At 65.7% G+C, this 16,759-nt stretch carries 18 protein-coding genes and 1 pseudogene; 8 read left to right on the plus strand and 11 right to left on the minus strand.

Going from position 1 to position 16,759, the window contains the following annotated elements; all coding sequences use genetic code 11:
* Window positions 1-178: 178 nt before the first annotated feature.
* The 8 genes from ACM43_RS29175 to ACM43_RS29210 form a co-directional block, all read right to left on the minus strand.
* Window positions 179-1,783 (minus strand): molybdopterin-binding/glycosyltransferase family 2 protein, encoded by a 1,605-nt coding sequence (locus tag ACM43_RS29175; RefSeq protein WP_271544844.1) that lies wholly within the window; start codon window positions 1,781-1,783, stop codon window positions 179-181.
* Window positions 1,780-2,481, minus strand: coding sequence for an XdhC family protein (locus ACM43_RS29180; protein WP_271544846.1), 702 nt, complete (start codon window positions 2,479-2,481; stop codon window positions 1,780-1,782). Before ACM43_RS29180 ends, ACM43_RS29175 begins: the two co-directional genes overlap by 4 nt.
* A gap of 2 nt (window positions 2,482-2,483) precedes the next feature.
* Complete coding sequence (locus ACM43_RS29185) at window positions 2,484-2,807, minus strand: XdhC family protein (RefSeq protein ID WP_025037240.1); 324 nt, start codon at window positions 2,805-2,807, stop codon at window positions 2,484-2,486.
* A gap of 10 nt (window positions 2,808-2,817) precedes the next feature.
* Entirely contained in the window at window positions 2,818-4,020 is a 1,203-nt protein-coding gene (locus tag ACM43_RS29190; protein WP_271544848.1) for a vWA domain-containing protein, read from the minus strand.
* A 138-nt stretch (window positions 4,021-4,158) separates the two neighbouring features.
* Window positions 4,159-5,082 (minus strand): AAA family ATPase, encoded by a 924-nt coding sequence (locus ACM43_RS29195; RefSeq protein ID WP_271544850.1) that lies wholly within the window; start codon window positions 5,080-5,082, stop codon window positions 4,159-4,161.
* A gap of 62 nt (window positions 5,083-5,144) precedes the next feature.
* Window positions 5,145-5,951, minus strand: coding sequence for an FAD binding domain-containing protein (locus tag ACM43_RS29200; RefSeq protein WP_271544852.1), 807 nt, complete (start codon window positions 5,949-5,951; stop codon window positions 5,145-5,147).
* A 27-nt stretch (window positions 5,952-5,978) separates the two neighbouring features.
* Window positions 5,979-6,464 (minus strand): (2Fe-2S)-binding protein, encoded by a 486-nt coding sequence (locus ACM43_RS29205; RefSeq protein WP_014494194.1) that lies wholly within the window; start codon window positions 6,462-6,464, stop codon window positions 5,979-5,981.
* Window positions 6,465-6,613: 149 nt separating this feature from the next.
* Window positions 6,614-7,060, minus strand: a complete 447-nt coding sequence (locus ACM43_RS29210) for an SRPBCC family protein (protein ID WP_126260910.1) — start codon at window positions 7,058-7,060, stop codon at window positions 6,614-6,616.
* Window positions 7,061-7,232: 172 nt separating this feature from the next.
* Between ACM43_RS29210 and ACM43_RS29215 the strand changes: the two genes are divergently transcribed.
* The 3 genes from ACM43_RS29215 to ACM43_RS29225 all read left to right on the plus strand — a co-directional run bounded on the left by ACM43_RS29215 (window position 7,233) and on the right by ACM43_RS29225 (window position 9,889).
* Window positions 7,233-8,588 carry a 3-carboxy-cis,cis-muconate cycloisomerase gene (locus ACM43_RS29215; RefSeq protein ID WP_271544856.1) on the plus strand — a complete coding sequence of 452 codons (1,356 nt, stop codon included), beginning with the start codon at window positions 7,233-7,235 and terminating at the stop codon, window positions 8,586-8,588.
* A 15-nt stretch (window positions 8,589-8,603) separates the two neighbouring features.
* Window positions 8,604-9,386 (plus strand): 3-oxoadipate enol-lactonase, encoded by a 783-nt coding sequence (gene pcaD, locus ACM43_RS29220; protein WP_271544858.1) that lies wholly within the window; start codon window positions 8,604-8,606, stop codon window positions 9,384-9,386.
* 110 nt (window positions 9,387-9,496) lie between these two features.
* Window positions 9,497-9,889, plus strand: coding sequence for a carboxymuconolactone decarboxylase family protein (locus ACM43_RS29225; RefSeq protein ID WP_271544860.1), 393 nt, complete (start codon window positions 9,497-9,499; stop codon window positions 9,887-9,889).
* Here the strand turns inward: ACM43_RS29225 and ACM43_RS29230 are convergent.
* Window positions 9,851-10,390 carry a hypothetical protein gene (locus tag ACM43_RS29230; RefSeq protein WP_271544862.1) on the minus strand — a complete coding sequence of 180 codons (540 nt, stop codon included), beginning with the start codon at window positions 10,388-10,390 and terminating at the stop codon, window positions 9,851-9,853. The two genes, ACM43_RS29225 and ACM43_RS29230, sit on opposite strands and share 39 nt — an antisense overlap.
* Before the next feature lie 321 nt (window positions 10,391-10,711).
* Window positions 10,712-10,879, minus strand: coding sequence for a hypothetical protein (locus ACM43_RS29235; protein ID WP_271544864.1), 168 nt, complete (start codon window positions 10,877-10,879; stop codon window positions 10,712-10,714).
* Window positions 10,880-11,144: 265 nt separating this feature from the next.
* Here ACM43_RS29235 and ACM43_RS29240 point away from each other — a divergent pair, with 265 nt between their 5' ends.
* The 5 genes from ACM43_RS29240 (at window position 11,145) to ACM43_RS29260 (ending at window position 16,230) form a co-directional block, all read left to right on the plus strand.
* Window positions 11,145-12,062: an ABC transporter permease subunit gene (locus ACM43_RS29240; protein ID WP_271544866.1), complete on the plus strand. Its 918-nt coding sequence runs from the start codon at window positions 11,145-11,147 to the stop codon at window positions 12,060-12,062.
* 12 nt (window positions 12,063-12,074) lie between these two features.
* A complete protein-coding gene (livM, locus tag ACM43_RS29245) occupies window positions 12,075-13,394 on the plus strand; it encodes a high-affinity branched-chain amino acid ABC transporter permease LivM (protein ID WP_271544868.1) in 1,320 nt (439 codons plus the stop codon).
* On the plus strand, window positions 13,391-14,224 hold the full coding sequence (locus ACM43_RS29250; protein WP_271544870.1) for an ABC transporter ATP-binding protein: 834 nt from the start codon (window positions 13,391-13,393) through the stop codon (window positions 14,222-14,224). The genes livM and ACM43_RS29250 overlap by 4 nt, the downstream gene beginning before the upstream one ends.
* Window positions 14,221-14,958: an ABC transporter ATP-binding protein gene (locus ACM43_RS29255; protein WP_271544872.1), complete on the plus strand. Its 738-nt coding sequence runs from the start codon at window positions 14,221-14,223 to the stop codon at window positions 14,956-14,958. The genes ACM43_RS29250 and ACM43_RS29255 overlap by 4 nt, the downstream gene beginning before the upstream one ends.
* Before the next feature lie 153 nt (window positions 14,959-15,111).
* The gene (locus tag ACM43_RS29260) at window positions 15,112-16,230 is read left to right on the plus strand and encodes a branched-chain amino acid ABC transporter substrate-binding protein (protein ID WP_271544874.1); all 1,119 of its coding nucleotides are present in this window, start codon (window positions 15,112-15,114) and stop codon (window positions 16,228-16,230) included.
* A gap of 108 nt (window positions 16,231-16,338) precedes the next feature.
* Here the strand turns inward: ACM43_RS29260 and ACM43_RS29265 are convergent.
* Window positions 16,339-16,724, minus strand: a pseudogene (locus ACM43_RS29265) (response regulator).
* Window positions 16,725-16,759 lie beyond the last annotated feature (35 nt).

Below are 16,759 nucleotides of genomic sequence, written 5' to 3' on the forward strand. Positions count from 1 at the left end.
ACTCTAAGCGGCGGTCGTTTCCAGATGGTGAATGAGGCGTTGAAATCGAGAGGATGGGCAGGTGCAGTAGGGTGGGCAAAGCGAAGCGTGCCCACCCATTGTCAATCGCCACGAAGAGGCCGTGGGCACGGCGCTCCGCGCCTTTGCCCACCCTACGGCGCCGTCGGTTACGGCACCTTCATCCCCGCCGTGCCGCCTCCAGCGCCTGCGGCGTGTCGATGTCGAGGAAGGCGCTCTCGCCGTCGACGGGCACCTCGGCGACGGCCTCAGTGTGCTTGGCGATCAGATGCCGCGCGCCGACGTCGCCGTCGAGCGTCATCAGCTCCTTGAAGAAGCGGCGCGACCACAGCACGGGGTTGCCGCGGCGGCCCTCGCTGACGGGAACGACGATGAGATTGCCGCGGTCGGGCGCGAAACTGTCGATCAGCCTGTCGATCAGGCCGGCGTCGATCAGCGGCATGTCACCGAGACACACGACGGCGCCATCGCAGGTCTCGGGAACGGCGGCGATGCCGGCCTTCACCGAACTGGCGATGCCGCCGGCGAAGTCCGGATTGCGGACGAATGTCACCTTAAGGCCTTGCAGCGCCTGCTCGACGAGCTCGGCCTGATGGCCGGTGACGACGATCACCTCAGATGCCCTAGAGGCCAGCGCCTGCTCGGTCGCGAGGCGCACCAGCTTCTTGCCGTCGAGCTCGGCGAGCAGCTTGTTCGGCCCGCCCATCCGGGTCGAGCGGCCCGCCGCGAGCACGATAGCCGCGACCTGGCGGTTGCCTTCGGTCTCCGGCTTGGCGCGCGGCTGCGGCCGCGTCACGATCTCCATCAAGAGGCCGCCGACGCCCATGCCCATCAGCTCGGAGCGGGTCACCTTGATGCCGGCGAGAAGCCGCATCAAGACCCAGTCAAAACCGTTCTCGACCGGCGAGCGCGCGCAGCCCGGCGCGCCCAGCACAGGCACCTCGCCGGCGCGGGCGATCAGCAGGAGATTGCCGGGGTCGACCGGCATGCCGAAATGCTCGATCTCGCCGCCGATTCCGGTGACGGCCGCCGGAATCACGTCGCGGCGGTCGGCGATCGCGGATGCACCGAACACGATCACGAGCTCGGCGCCGAGGCCGAGCAATTCCTTGATTGCGGCCGACAGCGCCTGCTCCTCGTGCGGGACCCGGCGCTCGGCGATGATGCCGGCGCCGGCCGGCGCCAGCCGTTCGGCGGTGACGCGCAGCGTCTTGTCGATGACCTTGGTGGACAGGCCCGGCAGCAGCGTCGAGACCACGCCGACGCGCTTGATCACGTAAGGCGCGACCTTCAGCACATCCTTGCCCGCCGCCTTCACCGCGGCATCGCGCAAACTCGCCTCGACGCCGAACGGGATGATCTTAACGGTTCCAACCATCTCGCCCTCGACGACCGGCTTGTAGGCGGCGAGCGTCGCAAAGGTAATGGCTTCGTCGATGTTGTTGATGCGGTCGACCGCGGCGCGGTCGATGACCAGCACGCCCGCTTGCGCGGCGAACAAATTGGCGCGGCCGGTGAAAGCGCGCTCGACATGGATGCCCTCGCCGCCGATGGCGAGCGCGATGCTGGCGGCCGCAACATCCTCGGAGACGTCGCCCGCCTCCATGCGCACCACGACGATGTCCTTGATGCCGGCGCGCTCCAGCGCCTCGACCTCGGCAGGTCCGATCGTCGTGCCCTTCTTCAGCACCAGCGATCCCTGGCGCAGGGTGTGGACGGTCACCCCGCCAATCGCATCCCTGGGGCTCGCCGGGCCGAACTTCATGCCGCTTCTTCTTTTTCCTTGGGAGGCAGCCGAAGCACGGCCGTGATCTCGGCCATGATCGCCACCGCGATCTCGGACGGCGAGACCGCGCCGATCGCTAGCCCAATGGGCGCGTGGATGCGCGCGATGTCGCTTTCCTTGGCGCCCTGCGCCCGCAGCCGGTCGCCGCGCTTGGCATGCGTCTTCCGCGAGCCGAGCGCGCCGATATAGAAGCAGTTGCGCTCGAAGGCGTGCAGCAGCGCGGGGTCGTCGATCTTGGGATCGTGCGTCACCGCCACGAACGCGGTGTAGGCATCGACATTGAGCGGCGGCAGCGCAGTATCAGGCCATTCGGCGATCAACGGAATGTCGGGAAAGCGCTCGGGGCTCGCAAAGGCCGTGCGCGGATCGACCACGGTCACGTCATAGCCGAGCGAGCGCGCCAGCGGCGCCAGGGCCTGGCTGATATGAACCGCGCCGATGATGACGAGCTTTGCCGTCGGGGCGTAGACGTTGAGGAACAGCTTCTTGCCGCCGGCCTCGACACTGGCGCTCTTGCCCATGCGAAGCTGCTTTTCCAGCTCGGCGCGCAGCGGATCCCTGGCGAAATCCTTCGCCTTCACCAGGCGCTGCTCGCCGCTCTCGGTGTCGGTTACCAGAATGACGGGCCGGCGCGCGGCGCGTTCGGCATTGAGTTCGTGCAAGATGTCGAGCTTCACGGCTAACCGACCTTCTCGACGAAGACGCGGATGGTGCCGCCGCAGGACAGCCCGACGTTCCAGGCGGTCTCGTCGGCGACGCCGAACTCCAGCATCTTCGGCTTGCCGCTCTGGATCACATCCATGGCCTCCGTAACCACCGCACCCTCGACGCAGCCGCCGGAGACGGACCCCAGGAACGTGCCTTCGTCGTTGATGACGAGGCTGGAGCCCGCCGGGCGCGGCGCCGAGCCCCAGGTTTCGACGACCGTCGCGAGCGCAACGCCACGGCCGGCCTTCTGCCAGTCCTCCGCCGCCTTCAGGATGTCCTCGTCGCGATCGAGCATGGCTGGCCTCTCAAGCTGCGGAGCGGATCAGGCTGCGGTGATGCGGCGGCAGCGGCTGGGAGAGCGTCGTGATCAGCTCCTGGATCGAACTCAAATTATGCACGGGCCGGAATTCGTCAACGTGGGGCAGCATCATTTTGATGCCCTGCGCCTTGGCCTCGAAGCCGCCAAACCGCAGCAGCGGGTTCAGCCAGATCAGCCGCCGGCAGGACCGGTGCAGCCGGTCCATCTCGAAGGCGAGCTTGGAATCGGCCTCCCGTTCCAGCCCGTCGGAGATCAAGAGCACGATGGCGCCCTGGCTCAGCACCCGCCGCGCCCACAATTTGTTGAAGTTATGCAGCGAGGCCGAGATGCGGGTGCCGCCGGCCCAGTCCTCGACCGAGGCCGAGCAGCTCGCCAGCGCCTCGTCCGGGTCGCGCTGGCGCAGCGCGCGGCTGACATTGGTGAGGCGCGTGCCGAACAGGAACACCGAGACGCGCTTGCGGGCATCCGTGATGGCATGCAGGAAATGCAGGAACAGGCGGGTGTATTCGCTCATCGAGCCCGAGATGTCGAGCAGCGCCACGATCGGCGCCGGCTTCTCGATCCGTCCGAGGCGATGGATGTCGATGATGTCGCCGCCGGTGCGCAAGGAGGCGCGCAACGTGCGGCGGAGGTCGAGGCGCAGGCCGCGCGCATCGGGCCGGCGCCGGCGCGTCAAGAGCTCGGCCTGCGGCAGATGCATCCGCTCGATGGCATGGAGCGCCTCGGCGATCTCCGCCGCGCTCATCTGCGCAAAATCCTTCTTCTGAAGGATCTCCTTGTCGGAAACCGACAGGCGCAGATCCTGCTCCTGGTGCTGCGGCGTCTCGGTCATGCGAGGCTGCGCCATCGCCTCCTGGACGCGGCGGGCGCCGGCCTGGGGCTTCTTCTTGGCCTCTTCCGGCAGCGGCACCGAATCCAGCATGTGCTTCCATTCTTCCGAGGCGCGGAAGAACAGGTTGAAAGCCTGCTTGAAGATCAGCGCATGCTCATGGCGCTTGACGAAGATCGCCTCCAGCGTGGTGAAGACGTCGGATCGGCTGCCGATGTCGATCACCTGCAGCGCGCTCATGGCATCGATGACAGCGCCCGGCCCGACCGGCAGGCCGGCCGCACGCAGCGCGCGGGCGAAGCCGACGATGTTGTCGGCGAACTGCTCGGTCTTTTCGGGGGCAAGGTGGTTGATGGCCATGGTCTACACTCTCAGCCGTCATTCCGGGGCGCGCCTCTTGGCGCGAGCCCGGAATCCATACTCCCGATCGTGGTTATGGATTCCGGGCTCGCGCTGACGCGCGCCCCGGAATGACGAGCTAGTTACGACGCCCGCGCGTCAATTCTCGCTCGTCGCGTCCTTCAACACCTTATGCAGAGCATCGCCCTGCATGCGGGTGATGTCGTCCTGGTACTTGAGCAGCGCGCCCAGCGTGTCGCCGACCACTTGCGGGGTCAGCGAGCGGGCATCGAGCTCGGACAGCGCCGTGGCCCAGTCGATGGTCTCGGCAACGCCCGGCGACTTGTAGAAGTCCTGGTTGCGCAGCGCCTGCACGAAGCGCACGACCTGCTGCGACAGCTTGGCGGAGATGCCGGGCACGCGTGTCTTGACGATCGCGAGCTCGCGCTCGGCGGCGGGATAATCGACCCAGTGATAGAGGCAGCGCCGTTTCAGCGCGTCGTGGATCTCGCGGGTGCGGTTGGAGGTGATGATGACGATCGGCGGGTGCGGCGCCTTCACGGTGCCGAATTCGGGGATGGTCACCTGGAAGTCACTGAGGATCTCGAGCAGGTAGGCTTCGAACGCCTCGTCGGCACGGTCGAGCTCGTCGATCAGCAGCACCGGCGGACCGGCGACATCAGGCTCCAGCGCCTGGAGCAGCGGCCGCTTGATCATGTAGCGGTCGGCGAAGATATCGCTCGAAAGCTGATCGCGATCAGTGTCGCCCGCGGCTTCCGCCATCCGGATCGCGATCATCTGCGACGCGCTGTTCCACTCATACACCGCGGAGGAGACGTCGAGGCCTTCATAGCACTGCAGGCGGATCAGCTTCCGCCCCAGCGCCGCCGAGAGCACCTTAGCGATCTCGGTCTTGCCGACGCCGGCCTCGCCTTCCAGGAACAGCGGCCGGCCCATACGCAGCGACAGATACGTCACCGTCGCCAGTGAGCGCTCAGCGAGATAGCCGCGCGACGTCAGGAGTTCGAGCATCGCATCGACCGATGCCGGCAAAGCACCGGAAGAAGTGGCCGCTGAAGTCATGGAAAAGCCAGTCTCGCTACGCCCTCACCGGGGACAGGTCTGGACCGAGGAATGAGGTCAGCTCATTCCTTGGCATTGGCAGCATCGACGGCGCGCCGCGTCAGCACCCCGATGAGATGCGCGCGGTATTCGGCGCTGCCGTGGATGTCGCTGTTGAGGCCTTCTGCCGGTACCGCGATGCCCTCCAGCGCCTTCGAGGCGAAGCGCTTCCTCAAGGCTTCCTCGAATGCGGTGACGCGGAACACGCCTTCGGAGCCCGCACCGGTGACGGCAACGCGCACGTCCGAAGGACGCCGCGCCACGAACACCCCGACAAGCGCATAGCGCGAGGCCTGGTTGCGGAACTTGACGTAAGCGGCCTTCTTCGGCAGCGGGAACATCACCTTGGTGATGATCTCATCCGCTTCGAGCGCGGTCGTGAACAGGCCCTGGAAGAACTCTTCCGCCTTGAGGCGGCGCTTGTTGGTGACGATGGTGGCCCCGAGCGCGAGCACCGCGGCCGGATAATCGGCAGTCGGATCGTTGTTGGCGAGCGAGCCGCCGATCGTGCCCTTGTGACGCACGGCGGGATCGCCAATGCCGCCGGCAAGGTTCGCCAGCGCCGGAATGGCTTCACCGACGATGGCGGAGGTCGCGACCTCGGCATGCTTGGCGGTGGCGCCGATCACCAGCGAGCGGCCCTTCATCTCGATCGTGTTGAGCCCCTCGATGTGGGAGAGGTCGACCAGATGCGGGGGGCTGGCGAGGCGCTGCTTCATGACTGGAATCAGCGTGTGGCCGCCGGCGATCACCTTGGCGTCCTCGTTCTTCACCAGGAGGTTGGCCGCCTGGCGAACGGTCCCAGGGCGATGATATTTGAATTCGTACATCTGTATGTCCTGATCGCGGGAGGCGCGTTACGCGAGGTCGGATTTGGCCATCGCCTTCGCGCCGGCGGAGATCGAGGCGACGATGTTCTGGTAGCCCGTGCAGCGGCAGAGATTGCCTTCGAGCTCCTCGCGAATGGTGTGGTCGTCGAGCTCGTGGCCCTTGCGGTGCACGATGTCGATCGCGGTCATGATCATGCCGGGCGTGCAGAAGCCGCACTGCAGGCCATGGTGCTCGCGGAAGGCCTCCTGCATCGGATGCAGCGGCGCGCCGTCCGCAGCCAGCCCCTCGATCGTCTTGACCTCGTGGCCATCGGCCATCACCGCAAGCGTGGTGCAGGACTTCACGGCCTTGCCGTCGAGATGCACGACGCAGGCGCCGCACTGCGAGGTGTCGCAGCCGACATGGGTGCCGGTCAGCCGCAGATTCTCGCGCAGGAATTGCACCAGGAGCGTGCGGGGATCGACATTGGCGGTGACTGGATTGCCGTTCACGATGAGGGAGATTTTTGCCATAAGCACTCTCTGTCAGCACCCCGACGGGTCCCGTCGAAGCGGTTCTTATAATTATTCCAACCCATCATATGGGCCATTATGCCCCGGGGCAACATCGCCCCGGGCGCAAGGCGCCATGCCGAAGGCGCTACCCTAAAAGTATTGGACCTTCAGCTCTGTACGGCCTTGGCGAAGTTCGCGAAAAACTCGTCGGCCAGCTTCTTGGCGGCACCGTTGATGAGGCGCTGGCCGAGCTGCGCCAACTTGCCGCCGATCTGCGCCTCGACGTCGTAGGAGAGCAGCGTGCCGCCGTCCTTCTCGGCGAGCTTGACGGCCGCGCCGCCCTTGGCGAATCCGGCCACCCCGCCCTCGCCCTCACCGGAGATCTTGTAGCCGTTCGGCGGGTCGAGATCGGACAGCGTGACCTTGCCCTTGAAGCGCGCCGACACCGGGCCGACCTTCATTTTCGCCGTCGCGCGGAAGCCGCCGTCGTCGGTCTTCTCCAGCTCCTCGCAGCCGGGGATGCAGGCCTTCAGCACCTCGGGATCGTTGAGCTTGGCCCACACGGCCTCGCGCGGCGCCGCAAGCTGGACTTCGCCGTTCATCGTCATGGCCATGAGGGTGCCTCCCTGATCGCGTAACTATAGTACTGATCAAGTAACGCAGCGACGCGGCAAAGGAAAGACCGGCGCCCGGTCACGTGCAATGCATATTCGCAACTGCAAAATGACGTGTGCGGGCGGTGGGGGATTGGCACGGCCGGGCCATGATGATTAGGTCGCGCGCAACATGAGCACATCCATCTCCCCCCTGCTCGCACCGATGCTGTCGAGCGCCGCCATGCGCGTGGTCTGCGACGATCGGTCGACCTTGCAGAACATGCTCGATTTCGAGGCAGCCTTGGCACGCGCCGAGGCGGCAAGTGCGGTGATTCCCGCATCCGCCATCGGACCAATCGAGGCGGCGTGCAAGGCCGATGGCTTCGACATGGCCGCACTGGCCGAGGCCGCGACGCGGTCGGGCAATCTCGCGATTCCCCTGGTCAAGATGCTAACCGCCAATGTCGGCAAGAATGACGCGGAGGCCGCGCGCTACGTGCATTGGGGCGCGACCAGCCAGGACGTCATCGACACCGCGACCATGCTGATGCTGCGCGCCGGCATCGCGGCGCTGGATGCCGACCTCAGCCGCGCCATCAAGGGCTTTGCCGCGCTGGCGCGCAGCCACCGCAACACCGCGATGGTGGCGCGGACCTGGCTTCAGCACGCGCTGCCGATGCCGTTCGGGCTGAAGGCCGCCGAATACGCCTCGAGCCTTGCCCGCGCCCGCTGCCGCCTGCGGCGGCTCTCCCGCGAGGGCCTCGCGCTGCAATTCGGCGGCGCCGCCGGCACGCTCGCTGCGCTCGGCGACAAGGGGCTCGCGGTGGCCGAACGGCTGGCGCAGGAGCTCGAGCTGCCGCTGCCCGAGGCGCCCTGGCATACCCATCGCGACCGCATCGCCGAGGCCGCATCCTGCTTCGCCATTCTCGCCGGCAGCTGCGGCAAGATCGCGCGCGACGTCTCGCTGCTGATGCAGACCGACGTCGCCGAAGCGTTCGAGCCCGCCGGCGAAGGCCGCGGCGGCTCCTCGACCATGCCGCACAAGCGCAACCCGGTCGCCGCCGCAAGCGCGCTGGGCGCTGCGACCATGGCCCCGCAGCTTGCCGCGACAATCTTCGCCGCCCAGGTGCAGGACCACGAACGCAGTGCCGGTCCCTGGCACGCGGAATGGCCGACGCTGCCGCAATTAATGCTGGTCACATCAGGCGCGTTGGCGGCCGTCGTCGACATCGCCGAGGGTCTCGAGGTCGATGCAGCGCGCATGCGCAGCAATCTCGATGCGACGCATGGCTTGATCATGGCCGAGGCCGTCACCTTCGCGCTCGCCGAAGCCATCGGCAAGAGCAACGCGCATCATCTCGTCGAGGCCGCGAGCAAGCGCGCCGTCGCCGAGAAGAAGCATCTGCGCGAGGTGCTGTCGGCTGATTCGCAAGTCACCGCGCACCTTACGGCGGAAAAAATTGCGGCATTGTTCGAGCCGATGGCCTATCAAGGGGCGTCACAGGCGCTGATCGACCGGCTGCTCGACAACCTCGATCAAGATTAGGAACGGAGACGCCGCATGCCCATGATCGATGCCGACGGATGCCTCCTCAACGTCTCCGTCGAAGGCCGCGACGGCGGGCCGACCTTGATGCTGTCGAACTCGCTCGGCTGCACGCTGCAGATGTGGGAGCCGCAGATGAAGGCGCTGACGCAGGTGTTCCGCGTCATCCGCTACGATCGCCGCGGCCACGGCAAGTCGAACGTCCCGCCCGGCCCCTACACGATGGAGCGGTTCGGCCGCGACGTGCTCGCAATCCTCGACGACCTCAACATCGAGAAGGTGCATTGGTGCGGCCTGTCGATGGGCGGCATGGTCGGGCAATGGCTCGGCGCCAATGCGCCCGAACGGTTCGGCAAGCTGATCCTCGCCAACACCTCCTGCTACTACCCCGATCCAACTAACTGGCACAACCGCATCAAGGCGGTAAAGGAGGGCGGCATCGCCGCCGTCGCCGATGCCGTGATCGCGGGCTGGCTCACCCAGGATTTCCGCGAGCGCGAGCCTGCGATCACCGCGAAGATGAAGTCGATGCTGCTCGCCTCGCCTGTCGAGGGCTATCTCGCCTGTTGCGAGGCGCTGTCGACGCTTGACCAGCGCGCGCTGCTACCGAAGATCAAGAGCCCGACGCTGGTGATCGCCGGCCGCCACGACGTGGCGACGCCGATCTCGGCGGCCGAATTGATCCGCTCCAGCATTCCCAGCGCCAGCATGACCATCATCGACGCCGCGCACATTTCGAACGTCGAGCAGCCGCATGCGTTCACGGATGCGGTGGTGGGGTTCCTGACGCAGCGCTAGCAACAACCGTCATTGCGAGGAGCGTAGCGACGAAGCAATCCAGTCCGTCTCCGCGGGCACATTTCTGGATTGCTTCGCTGCGCTCGCAATGACGAAAGAGGAGAAACACCATGGACGACCAGAAGCGCCGCGATGGCGGCATGAACGTGCGCCGCAAGGTGCTGGGCGATGCCTGGGTCGACAAGTCGATCGCGAACCGCAACGCCTTCAACACCGACTTCCAGGATCTGATCACCCGTTACGCCTGGGGCGAGATCTGGACGCGGCCGCATTTCGACGAGCGGACGCGGCGCGTGCTGGTGATCGGCACCATGGTCGCGATCGGGCAATGGGACGAATTCCGCCTGCACGTGCGTGCGGCACTGGCCGAGGGCGGCTTCACGCCCGACGACATCAAGGAGATCCTGCTACAGCAGGCGATCTATTGCGGCGTGCCGGCGGCGAACCACGCCGTCAAGGAAGCCTCAGCGATTGTGCAGGAGCTCGGCCTGCTCAAGACCTAGAGGCTGAAGATTCGGCGGCGCGGCGACCTCGGCCGTCTTCGGCGCAGCTGCCGGCTTCTCGATCACGAGCACGACCGCGGCACCGAGCAGCATCAGGAGCTCGGTGGCGTGCAGCCGAAGCGCAGCCAGCTCGCCGACCTTCGAGGCCATCACCATGCTGGCAAAGGAGATCAGGCTGCCGATTGCCAGCGCAATACCGAGCGCCTCGTCACTGCCGCCGCTCTTGCGGGTGCGGGGAATGCAGAGCAGCACGAGGTAGATCGCGAAGAACGCCACCACGGTCAGCCGTCCGAGCGCCAGCAGCCAGGCGGCACGTACCGTGTCCATGCCCGCCATCTGCAGATGGTCGCTCAGGTACAGCGCCACCGCGACGCTCGGCCGCTCGTAGAGGCCGCGCACGGGCGCCACGATGATGCTGAAGGCTATGAGGCTCCAGACGGGAATGAAATAGGCCGCCAGCAGCGCGCCGTTGACCGAGCCGATCCGCCAGTTCCTGAACATGCCGCTTCCCGCCTGGTTTGCCGAGCCTTCGATGGAAGGCGGCGGCCATGCCGGAGCTAACTCGCATCAGACTGTGGCGGCAATTTAAACCCTTTGTTTACCTTAACTGCCCGTCCGCTTTCGTCATTCCGGGGCGGCTCGCAGAGCCGAACTATGGTGCACAATTGCACAGCCGAGAATCTCGAGATTCCCCGGTGCGCAGTTGCGCACCTGAGGTCTGGTGCTGACGCACCTCCCGGAATGACGGGCAAACGATGGCCCCAAGAAAAAAGGCCCCGCCTTCCGGCGGGGCCTCTCCTCACTCCTGGGTTCCCAAACTCGCTATTCCTGGTCGCGCTGGCCGCCCTGCTGCTGGCCCGGGCGATCGCCCTGGCGCGGATCCTGCTGCTGCTGTCCGGGTTTCTGACCCCCACCCTGCTGCTGCCCGGGGCGCTGCTGGCCGGGGTTCTGGTTCTGCTGACCCGGATTCTGGTTCTGCTGCTTCGTCATTCGGGGAAACTCCCTTGTTGGACGTCAGAGGCAAGACAACGGCCTGCATCCACTTTGGTTGCCTTGGGGACCAGGTTCCTCGCAGGACCGAGGGAACCCGGCACTGAAATGATCTCTGTACAAGCCTTAAGGCGGAGACCGGGCCAGTTGCAGCCGCCAGTTCCCTCCTGTTACAAAACCTGGTGAACGCTCAAGGGCTGCCGGGGCCCAAGAACTCTCTGCAAGAGCTCCCTTTGAGCCGCGTCAAGTTTGGGTACGGCAGCTTATGGATTATTTCGCCCAGCAGCTCATCAACGGCCTCGTGCTCGGCTCAATCTACGGCCTGATCGCGATCGGCTACACGATGGTTTACGGCATCGTCGGCATGATCAACTTCGCCCATGGCGACGTCTTCATGATCGGCGGCTTCATCGCCCTCATCACCTTCCTGATCCTGATCTCGCTCGGCCTCACGGCCGTTCCCGTGATCCTGCTCTTGGTGCTGCTTGTCTCGATGGCGATCACGGCGCTCTATGGCTGGACTATCGAGCGCATCGCCTACCGGCCGCTGCGCCATTCCTTCCGCCTCGCCCCGATGCTGTCGGCCATCGGCATGTCGTTCGTGCTGACGAATTATTCGCAAGTGGCGCAAGGCGCCCGGGTCAAGCCGATCCCGCCCGTCATCACCGGCGGCTATACGCTGCATGAAAGCGCGGACGGCTTCGTCATCCAGCTCTCCAACATCCAGATCATCGTCGTCATCACCACCATCGTGCTGCTGGCCATCTTCACCTGGCTGGTGTCGAACACCCGGCTCGGGCGCGACATGCGCGCCTGCGAGCAGGATCAGACCATGGCGGCGCTGCTCGGCGTCAACGTCGACCGCACCATCTCCATGACCTTCGTGATCGGCGCGGCGCTCGCCGCCGTCGCGGGCCTGATGTACCTGCTCTATTACGGCCTGGTCGACTTCTTCATGGGCTTCGTCGCCGGGATCAAGGCCTTCACGGCCGCGGTGCTCGGCGGCATCGGCTCCCTGCCCGGCGCCATGCTCGGCGGGCTTTTGATCGGCCTGATCGAGACGTTCTGGTCGGCCTATTTCTCGGTCGAGTACAAGGACGTTGCGGCGTTCTCGATCCTGATCGTCGTGCTGATCTTCATGCCGACCGGCCTGCTCGGCCGTCCCGAAGTCGAAAAAGTCTAACGGATCGGCCGCGTGACAGCACCCTCGACCCACACGACCAAACCTGCAACGGGCACCGCCGCCCTCCTCAAGACCGCCTTCATCAACGCCCTCATTGCGCTGGTGCTGTTCTCGCTGATGGTCGGCATCCGCACCGAGGCGGGGCCCGAGGGCCAGCTCACCTACTGGACGCGATTCGGCGAGCTCGCCTCCCTCGTCGCCGCGGTGTTCGGCGGCTCGATCGCGATCGAGCTGCTCAGGCAATGGATCGGCCCTGCCGGCACCGAGACGCTCGTGCCGCCGGCGGTGCAGAAGGGCATGTCGCTGGTCGGCCGCTATCTTGCGCCCGCGCTGCTGATCTTCACGCTGCTGGTGCCCGTGATCTTCTATAACCAGCGCTATATCCTCGACCTCGCCATTCTCGTGCTCACCTATGTGATGCTGGGCTGGGGCCTCAACGTCGTGGTCGGGCTCGCCGGCCTGCTCGATCTCGGCTACGTCGCGTTCTATGCGGTCGGCGCCTATTCCTATGCGCTGCTCGCCACCAATTTCGGCTGGTCGTTCTGGATCTGCCTGCCGCTCGCCGGCATCCTCGCCGCATTCTGGGGCGTGCTGCTCGGCTTCCCCGTGCTGCGCCTGCGCGGCGACTATCTCGCCATCGTGACGCTCGCCTTCGGCGAGATCATCCGCCTCGTCCTGATCAACTGGCAGGATCTGACCGGCGGACCGAACGGCGTATCCGGTATTCCGCGTCCGACCCTGTTCGGCATTCCGCTCGACAGGAGCGACGATGGGTTGGCCGCCCTGCTCCGCATCGAGTATTCGCCGACCCACCGCATCGTCTTCCTGTTCTATCTGATCCTGGCGCTGGCGCTGCTCACTAATTGGGTGACGATCCGCCTGCGCCGGCTGCCGATCGGGCGCGCCTGGGAAGCCTTGCGCGAGGACGAGGTCGCCTGCCGCGCGCTTGGCATCAACACCACGACGACCAAGCTCACGGCGTTCGCGACCGGCGCCATGTTCGGTGGCTTCGCCGGCGCCTTCTTCGCCACCCGGCAGGGCTTCATCAGCCCGGAATCGTTCACCTTCCACGAATCGGCGCTGGTGCTCGCCATCGTCGTGCTCGGCGGCATGGGCTCGCAGCTGGGCGTCGCGCTGGCGGCGCTGACCATGATCGGCGGGTTCGAGCTGTTCCGCGGCCTCGAAAACTATCGCATGCTGGTGTTCGGCTGGGCGATGGTGCTGATCATGATCTGGCGGCCACGCGGCCTGGTCGGCCATCGCGCGCCGACCGTCTACCTGAAGAAGTCGCAGGCCATCTCCTCCGACCTCGTCAAGGAAGGCCACGGATGAGCCGCAGCACGATCCTCAGCGTCGACCGGCTGACCATGCGCTTCGGCGGCATCGTCGCCGTGCAAGATCTCTCGTTCGCCGCCGAGCGGAAGAAGATCACCGCGCTGATCGGGCCGAACGGTGCCGGCAAAACCACCGTGTTCAACTGCATCACCGGCTTCTACAAGCCGACCGGCGGGTCGATTCGCCTGACCCATGACGACGGCAGGGAAATCGCGCTGGAGCGGCTCAACGATTTCCGCATCGCCAAGCAGGCCAAGGTCGCCCGCACGTTCCAGAACATCCGCCTGTTTCCCGGCATGACGGCGCTGGAGAACCTGATGGTGGCGCAGCACAACGCGTTGATGCACGCCTCGGGCTTCACCTTGCTCGGCCTCGTCGGCGCGCCCGCCTACCGCGAGGCCGAAAAGCGCGCGATCGATCTTGCCACCGACTGGCTGAAGCGGGTCAACCTGCTCGACCGCGCCGACGATGCCGCCGGCAATTTCGCCTATGGCGACCAGCGCCGGCTGGAAATCGCGCGCGCGATGTGCACCGAGCCCGCGCTGCTGTGCCTGGACGAACCCGCCGCCGGCCTCAACGCGCGAGAGAGCGCGGCGCTGAACGAGCTCCTGCTTTCGATCCGCAACGACCTGGGAACGTCGATCCTCCTGATCGAACATGACATGTCGGTGGTGATGGAGATCTCCGACCACATCGTGGTGATGGATCACGGCGTGAAGATCGCACAAGGCACGCCGCGCGAGGTGCGCGACGATCCCAAGGTGATCGCCGCCTATCTCGGCACCGACGAGGAAGAAGCCGCGGCCGTCATGGAGAGCGGATCGTGACGGCGGCGCCCCCCCTGCTCGCGATCCGGGGCCTGCGCGCGGCCTACGGCAAGATCGAGGCTCTGAAGGGCGTCGACGTCGACATCAATGCGGGCGAGATCGTGGCGCTGATCGGCGCCAACGGCGCCGGCAAGTCGACGCTGATGATGACGATCTTCGGCAAGCCGCGCGCCCGCGCCGGGCAGATCCTGTACGAGGGCAAGGACATCACGGCCGTCCCGACCCACGAGATCGCCCATTTGCGCATCGCGCAGTCGCCCGAAGGCCGCCGCATCTTCCCGCGCATGAGCGTCGCCGAGAACCTCCAGATGGGGGCCGACGTCACCGAGAGCACGCCGGCGGAACGGGAGAGCACGCTCGAGCGCGTGTTCGCCCTGTTTCCCCGCCTGAAGGAGCGTTTCGCCCAGCGCGGCGGAACCCTGTCCGGCGGCGAGCAGCAGATGCTCGCGATCGGCCGCGCCTTGATGAGCCGCCCTCGCCTGCTCCTGCTCGATGAACCCTCGCTGGGGCTCGCCCCGCTCATCGCGCGGCAGATTTTCGACGCCATCCGCACACTGAACCGGCAGGACGGCCTGACCGTGCTGATCGTCGAGCAAAACGCCAACCATGCCCTCAAGCTCGCCCACCGCGGCTATGTCATGGTCAATGGCCTGATCACGCTGGCCGGCAGCGGCGCCGAATTGCTGCAGCGCCCCGAAATCCGGGCCGCTTATCTGGAAGGCGGACGGCACTAACCCGGGCCCCGCCCTGCGCGAGGATGCGGCTAGATATCTTGGCGTATGCCCGTATTTTGCCGGTGACTTCTCCTCGAATTCATTCAAGAATGGCGCCGGTTTGAACCGGGCATGCCCGGCAACTTCCACAGGCGACCACCCGCGAGGTATCTCATGAAATCACTGAAGCTCATCGGTCTGGCATTCGGCGCATCGCTCGCGCTGTCGAGCGCGGCATTCGCGCAGGATGTCACCGTCGCAGTCGCAGGCCCGATGACCGGCGGCGAGTCCGCCTTCGGCCGCCAGATGAAGAACGGCGCCGAGATGGCCGTGGCCGACATCAATGCCGCCGGTGGCGTCAACGGCAAGAAGCTCGCGCTCAACGCCGAGGACGACGCCTGCGATCCGAAACAGGCCCGCTCGATCGCGGAAAAGATCGCCGGCGCCAAGATCCCGTTCGTCGCCGGCCATTTCTGCTCGTCGTCTTCGATCCCTGCCTCTGAAGCCTATGCGGACGGTAACGTCCTGCAAATCACCCCGGCTTCGACCAACCCGCTCTTCACCGAGCGCAAGCTGTGGAACGTGGCCCGGGTGTGCGGCCGCGACGACCAGCAGGGCCTGATCGCCGCGCAGTACATCGCCAAGAACTACAAGGGCAAGAACATCGCGATCCTCAACGACAAGACCACCTACGGCAAGGGTCTTGCCGACGAGACCAAGAAGGCGCTCAACAAGGCCGGCATTACCGAGAAGATGTACGAATCCTACAACAAGGGCGACAAGGACTTCAATGCGATCGTCTCGCGCCTGAAGAAGGATAATGTCGAACTCGTCTATGTCGGCGGTTACCATCAGGAAGCCGGCCTCATCCTGCGCCAGATGCGCGATCAGGGCCTGAAGACGGTGCTGATGTCGGGCGACGCGCTCGCCGACAAGGAGTACGCCTCCATCACCGGTCCCGCCGGCGAAGGCACGCTGTTCACCTTCGGTCCCGACCCGCGCAACAAGCCGACCGCGAAGAAGATCGTCGAGGCGTTCAAGGCCAAGGGCATCGATCCGGAAGGCTATACGCTCTATACCTACGCTGCGCTGCAGGTCTGGACGCAGGCGGTCAAGAAGGCCGGTACCACCGACGCCAAGAAGGTCATGGAGACCATCAAGGCCGGCAAGTGGGACACGGTGCTCGGCCCGATCGAGATTGACGCCAAGGGCGACCTCAAGCAGATCGACTATGTCGTCTACAAGTGGGACGCAAAGGGCAATTACGCCGAGCTCGGCGCCAAGGGCTCCTGATCAAGGGCTCTTGATCCAGAATGCTCTTCGGGGATCCCGATCAGCGATCCCCCGAAGGCTCCCGCCATCGCGACCACGCCCCGGCTTGCCGGGGCGTTCTTTTGCCGGTCAGACCGCGGCCGAAATCTCGCCGCCGGCCGCGGCCTGGGCCTTCCGCAGGGCCTGCAGCAGATCGTTCGGCCGAAACGACTTTTGCAGGCCGACCACGTTGGCGAGGTGGGGCGATTGGTCCATGAAATCGAGTGCCGTCATCCCGGATACCGCAATCACCGGCAGCGCCGGCGCGCGTTCGCGCAAGGCGGTGATGACGTCGACGCCGCTGGTATCACCGAGGAAGATGTCCACATTCGCCGCGTCAAAGCGGCCTTCCGCAAAGGCCTTCAGCCCCGCCGCGCCGCTTTCGGCCTCCACGACCTCGAAATGGTTGACCCGAAGCACGATCGCCACATCGCACGGACGTCCTTCTGGTCGTCGATGATGAGAACGCGGGGCATAGGGCAAACTCCCGATCTCGACATCAAAATCGCCT

Origin of the sequence: Bradyrhizobium sp. CCBAU 45321 (assembly GCF_028128975.1) — a bacterium.
GTDB classification, from domain to species: Bacteria; Pseudomonadota; Alphaproteobacteria; order Rhizobiales; family Xanthobacteraceae; genus Bradyrhizobium; species Bradyrhizobium yuanmingense.